This is a genomic window from Nocardia sp. NPDC051929 (assembly GCF_044548645.1).
Classification (GTDB): Bacteria; Actinomycetota; Actinomycetes; order Mycobacteriales; family Mycobacteriaceae; genus Nocardia; species Nocardia sichangensis.
Map to the genome: position 1 here is coordinate 1 of NZ_JBIUCG010000060.1, position 5,661 is coordinate 5,661.

At 65.9% G+C, this 5,661-nt stretch carries 3 protein-coding genes; all 3 read right to left on the reverse strand.

Annotated elements, in window-relative coordinates; translation table 11 throughout:
- Window positions 1–236: 236 nt before the first annotated feature.
- Window positions 237–1,208 carry a Fic family protein gene (locus tag ACIHAX_RS37690; RefSeq protein ID WP_397282444.1) on the reverse strand — a complete coding sequence of 324 codons (972 nt, stop codon included), beginning with the start codon at window positions 1,206–1,208 and terminating at the stop codon, window positions 237–239.
- Window positions 1,209–1,591: 383 nt separating this feature from the next.
- Entirely contained in the window at window positions 1,592–2,191 is a 600-nt protein-coding gene (locus ACIHAX_RS37695; RefSeq protein ID WP_397282446.1) for a recombinase family protein, read from the reverse strand.
- Between the two features lie 305 nt (window positions 2,192–2,496).
- Window positions 2,497–5,565, reverse strand: a complete 3,069-nt coding sequence (locus ACIHAX_RS37700; protein ID WP_397282448.1) for a Tn3 family transposase — start codon at window positions 5,563–5,565, stop codon at window positions 2,497–2,499.
- Between the last annotated feature and the right edge of the window lie 96 nt (window positions 5,566–5,661).

Here is a 5,661-nt window from a genome sequence, read left to right on the forward strand (position 1 = left end):
GGCCCGTGACGAGTACACCTGTGAAAAACAGCGGTAAGGACATGGGCCTGCCCCGTCACCGGGGATTGGCCAGGCCGACTGGACTGGATCCCGCGGGCATGGGCGGTAGCGGGTTGAGGTTCGTTGAGGTACTGCCCGTTGCTGTTCTGGTGTGGTTCGGCGAGGTCAGGGCAAGCGCTGGTGAACCGACTTCGCCGAGGTCCTGGGTCGAAGGACTCTTGGTTCGGTCCGTGGCGCTAGTGCGGGCTGTCTTGGAGCTGTTTCACGAGGTTCCGACACACCTCGATATCGAAGTTGGCACCCGGTGTAAAATCTGATATCGATTTGCCCCGAGCCTGGTAGACCTCGTGTTCGCGCTCCAAGCCGAATACTTCGATAGGATCAGCGGTGTCCCCGAGCTGTGCCAGGCGATTCGCGCGTTCACCGAACGCGTCGCTGCCAGCTCGAACCATGTCGGTCCATTTCTCGGTTGTCGACAAGATGTCTTTGTCGAAATCTGAAGGCGCGCTCGCGGGTAGCCCGTCGCGTTCCAGTGACCAGTTCATCAGGATCCGCGACGAGCTGCCGTTGTAGTCGACCCAGGGGTGGATGGAGATGTAACGCTGCTGGAGCTCGGCAGCCAGCCGGTAGGGGTCGGTGCCAGGCAGCTTGCTAGCGTTGTTATACCAGTCCGACAGGGCCTGAAGTTCGTGCTTTACCGCCTGCGGTGTGGACAGGCGGTATTCGATCGCCTCTTGGCCGGGCGCCATAGGCACAGTTCCCGCAGGCAGGTATCCCAGGTGGGGATTCGCCTCGATAAGAGTCCTTTCCTCGCTGGTGAACGGTTTCGACATAATGCCGACCGGCCTGCTATGAGTGAACCTCCCGCCCGACTCGGGCATGGTGAAGCGGGAGAGCCGCTGGTGGATTTCAGTCATGAACGGCACGGTCAACTCTCCATCGCCGTATTGGCGGGCGAACGCGCGGGCATCCAGATAGCCTGCCCATTTCCCTTCGCCGAATGCCAGTTCCGGGCGCGGCTGACGCGAGAGCAGGGCTAGCTGATGGAGCGGTTCGTCGATGAACAGGCTCGATTCCAGCGCACGCTGGGCTGGGGTGTGCAATCCCAGTTCCGCTGACCGTCGATCGATCAGCGCCGCCGGCCCGTCAAAGTCGCCTGAGGAGCTCGGTGTGTGGTCGGTCCTGTGCCTGTCGTGCAAGGCTTGCAACGCTCTGTCGATCCTGCTCCGAGCGTCGTCTGAGGAGCGCGGCCTCGTAATGCCGGTACTGTCGGGATTCGATGGTCCCTCAGCGTGTCCGGCTTCGGTGCGCGTGGGCCGCTCACCGACGTGGGTCGATTCGACCCTGGACCCAGCACGGTCGTCCATGGTGTGTTTCAGCGGTTGCGCCAGCGACTCGTCGGCCTCGATCTCTGCCCGCACCACAGACCGCAGACCGACCGCGCTGCTGGAGGATGGGTGCGCCGCTGATCTCGCAACGTTCCGTATGTCGCGTCCCAGCATGTCACGCAAGGCTTGCAACGCTCTACTGATCCCGCTCACAGCACGACTCGATCGATCACATCACACATCGGGTAAGGGCGGAGGTGGTGTCACTGTGGCTGTGTGGGGCCCTGTGTGGCTCGGTCTTGTTGGAGGGTGCGGTAGACGGTGGGCCGGGAGATGTCGAATAGTTCGCCGAGGTCAGCGATTGTATACTCGCCCGTGGCGTGCATACGCCGCAGCTCGGTGCGCTGCTTGGCCGAGAGCTTGGGTTGACGGCCGCGGAGGCGCCCTCTGGCGCGGGCCACGGCCATGCCCTCGCGGGTACGCATCCGCAGCAGATCGACTTCGAACTCGGCGAAGGTGGCCAGGATGTTGAAGAACATCTTGCCAATCGGATCCTGCGGGTCGTACACCTGCCCGCCGAGCGACAGCTTGATACCCCGAGCGGCCAGATCGTCACCGATCGCCCGCGCGTCCGGCACCGAGCGCGCGAGCCGGTCGAGTTTCGGCACGACGAGGGTGTCACCGGCGCGGACCGCCGCGAGCGCCTGATCCAACCCGGGGCGCTGACGGCTGGTGCCGGTCAATCCATGGTCGAGATAGATGCGTTCCTCGGCCACACCGAGCTCACCCAATCGGTCGCGTTGGGCGGTGAGATCCTGGGTGTCGGTGGAGCATCGGGCGTAGCCGATCAGCGTGCCGGACATGACCGAAAAGCGTAACGGATAGCACCCCTTCATTGAGAATCTATCCGTACGGCCTATGTGAGACACAATTTGTCCTCGTGGCGGCCCGCCGCCACCGTCCCGGCGGGGTGTCCGTTGAAGGTTCGGCTACTGAGACAACAGATCGTGTCGATCGGCGACTGGTGGCTTCCAGCGCCAGCGGTGTTCCGAGTGCGATATCGATACCCGACCTCCGTTCTCGAGGCACGCCGAGCTGACCGACCGCCGAGTCGACCTTGAGGTTCGCGGGCGCGAAAACCTCCTGGGGTTCCGGGAATCGACGCGCACTACCCGTCGTCGGTGTCCGCGGCGTCGGGGTCACGCAATTCACGTCGGTTGGTGTCGAGGCTGCGGGCGGGAAAGCTGTAGTGCCCGTGGACATTTATATGCTTGTACATGTACGGGGAAAGCCGGGCTACGTCCTCGGGGCGCACCTGGCAGCCCTCACTGTGCAGCCGGTCGAGGATCGCATCCAGGTACACCGAATTCCACAGCGTGATGCAGTTGAGGACCAGCCCGAGCGCGCCGAGCTGGTCCTCCATTCCGGCGTGGTAGGCCTCGCGCAGTTCGCCGCGGCGGCCGTGGAACACGTGCTTGCCCAGCCCGTGTCGGCCTTCTTGGAGGTTGCGCATCCGTTTGATCTCGCGCCGGTAGGAGTCCCGGTCGACGTAGGACAGCACGTGCAGGGTCTTGAAGATCCGTCCGTAGTGGGCCAGCGCGTCGCCGAGCTGGGTCGGGTTGCCGCCGTGCTGCAGCATCCGCATCGCGTCGGAGGCCGATATCTCCCCGCTGTGCACCGAGGCGACCAGCCGCAGGATGTCGGGCCAGTGCCGCCGCACCCGGTCCAGGTCGATCCGGCCGCGGGCCGCTGCGTCCACGGGCCCGTAGTCGGCGGTCCGGTCGATGCGCCACAGCTTCTGGTCGGGCAGATCCGCCAGCTCGGGCCGGTAGGAGACGCCGAGCAGGTTGAGCAGGCCGAAGACCATGTCGCTGTAAGAACCGGTATCGGAAATGAACACCTCCGGACGGGGTCCGCCGTCGCGCCGATACATCAGGTCGATCGTGTACAGCGAGTCGCGCGGCGTGCCCGACACCACCATTCCTGCGAGCCCCATGCCCTGGTCGTTGACCATGTTGAGCAGGGTGCTGCCGTTGCGGCGACCGAAATAGCGGGGGTTGGGGCGGGCGTCGATGCTGCGGACCGGCACGACGAACCGGGTGCCGTCCACCGCGGCGACCAGCCCGCCGCCCCACGCCTGCGCCGTCACGAGCCCGGCCTGGCCGGTGACCAGTGGCGCATTGGCGGCGGCGTGAGTCTCGGCGCGCACGTAGTTCTGGTAGACGTGGCTGATCCGGGATCTGGTCAACGCGGGCACGCCGGGCGAGATCACCGGCGCCCACCCGACATTCAACGCCTGCGCGGTCAGCACCGCCGCTAACGTGATCGCAAGGTCCGTGACGCGGGCGCCACCACCGGAAACGTGGGTGTAGGCGGCCACGAACTCCGGGTGCCAGCCCATCACCTCCAGGATCAAGTCCCCAATGTCGACGCGCGGAATCATCGCCTGGCAGCGTCGCCGCAGATCGGTCAAGCTCGGTGGTTCGGCGATCGCGCTGACCGCGGCCGCGTGCAGGCGCCCGTCGTCACCGACGGTGACCTCACCGCAGCCGGCGCGGTCGGCGATGTGCCGCCACGCCGCGTCGAGCTGGGAAGTGGCCTCGCCGAGCAGACGGTCGGGGTCTTCGGGCAGCTGCAGCGAAACCAGCAGCGATTCCCGTTTGGATTCCCACGCCGCCCCGGTGAGCAGCTGCGTGCGCGGGTCCGCCCATCTTGAGGAGGCGGCAGCGAAGATGTCGCGGCGGCGCAACCGCTGATGGAAAAGGTGCAGCACACAGAACACGTAGGCGGCGCGGTCGACCGTCTCGGGCGGGCGGCCGTCGCGGAACACCAGCGACCGCCACCCGGCAGGCACCAGATCGACGTCCACCAGTCGCGCGTCCAGATACCCGGCCGGGACCCGCCGACTCGGTTTGGAGTCCAGCAGATCCGGCAGCGCCATGACCGCGGCCAGCGTCGACTGCGCGTCGGTACTCGCGCCGAACTCGATCGTCTCGACCAGCAGCCGAAGAAACTTGCGTACCAATGGATACCGGTTCAGCAGCGCCGCCCGCCACTCCCCACCAGGATCGGCGTCGGGCGGGGCCACCTCGTGGATGTTCGCCACCGCGGTGCGCAACTCGGACTTCGACACCACGCCCTCGATCAGATCCCACAACCGCTCGACGGTCAGTTCCGGGCCGAGCTCGTCGGCCTCCAGCAGTACCCCGACCGCCGCGGCGAGCCGCCCGGCCGCCCGCGCGACCCGCGGATAGCGCTTGCGCTGGTCCTCACCGGACTGACGCTCGGCCCGCGCCAGCAACTCGTTGGTCATCAGCACATCGAACAGTTCCAAAGCGTCGTCGGTGGCCTTGGCCTCCAGGTACACCACGGTCGCCAGCAACGTCGCCAGCCGCTTCGCGTGCGGGCGCCGACGCCGTAACGCTGTCGCGTTCGATGCCATCCCCGTCCGCGCCAGATCAACCACCCGCCGCTGCGGCACCGCGGACAGGTCGAGGGCACCCAACCCGATCCCCGTGACCGCAGCCACCCTGTTCAATGCGGCGACCATCGCCTTGCCCGATCGATCGACCAGTCCGCGGCGCAGCCGCTCCAGCTCCGACACTCGCTCACCCTCGCCGACCACCAGCAGCGCCGACAGCATCCGGATCTGCTCACCCGACAACAGATCAACCAGCGTGTTCCACAGCCGTTGATGCGCCGCCGCGACCACCCGACTCACCAACCGGGTCAGCGAGTCCATCGCGGGCAGAAGAACTTTGCGCTTCAGTAACCAGCCGACCGCACCGTCGAAGATTGCCGTCGTCCCGTCGCCGGTGGCCCATGCCCGGTGATCCACCCAGTGCGACAACTCGTTAGCCGCCTCGGAGAACTCGCGCCACCCGTACTCCGCACAGATCTCCCACCGATGCTCCAACCGGGTCTGCGGCCGTTCGACATACCACTTCACACACGACGCGTCGGAGATCTGCAACTGCTCGGCCACATAGTCCAGCACAGATGACGGCACATCCAGCGGATCGGTAAGGAACGTGCCCAGACACCGCACCGTCACCAGCTGCAAACTGAATCCCAGACGGTTCGCGTCGCCGCGCCGCTTGCCGATCAGCCTCCGGTCCTTGTCGTCGAGAAAGCAGAAACGCTCCAGCTCATCCGTCGACGGCGCACCGGCGAACCTGCCATACCCCTCGGCCTGCTCCGAGGTTAAGAAACACCCACTGTCTTCATCCTCAACCACCACCGATCAACCTACGCAGCACCCGGCGGTCACCACAGCCAATCCGTCAACGATCCCCCTTACCGCTGTAATTCACAGGCATGCTCGTCACGGCCC

Coding starts and splice junctions, on each gene's coding strand:
- ACIHAX_RS37695 (WP_397282446.1), bottom strand. CDS start 2,191: ATGTCCGGCACGCTGATCGGCTACGCCCGATGCTCCACCGACACCCAG.